We start from the raw sequence: 274 nt of genomic DNA, 5'->3' as shown, positions 1-274 counted from the left end.
CTTGGAACGAGCTTCAGCTAATATTACAAGAATATAATTCCGGGAATATAAAGCAACAGGCCATATTACAAAATAATGAGTACTCTGCATTATTTGTTATAGAACAATATGAAAAATATATAAAAGAATTAGTTGAATTAAACAAACGATCAAAAGAAACTTATAAAACCTATTCTAACTTTATAATTAGAATGAAGAAATATTTAATTGAAAACTGCCCTAATCTTAAAATCCATGATCTAAATGAGATAATTTTGAATAAGATTATCAAAAG

The 274-nt window shown here is 24.8% G+C and carries 1 protein-coding gene; it reads left to right on the top strand.

From position 1 onward, the window contains the following. Positions 1 to 274: hypothetical protein (locus SB764_RS40130; protein ID WP_410866770.1), on the top strand; the 274-nt coding region annotated here is incomplete at both ends.

Origin of the sequence: Paraburkholderia sp. SIMBA_027, from assembly GCF_046535315.1 — a bacterium.
GTDB lineage: Bacteria > Pseudomonadota > Gammaproteobacteria > Burkholderiales > Burkholderiaceae > Paraburkholderia > Paraburkholderia tropica.
The sequence above is the reverse complement of the archived record's forward strand: the minus strand, read 5'-3'. Positions and strand labels throughout refer to the sequence as shown.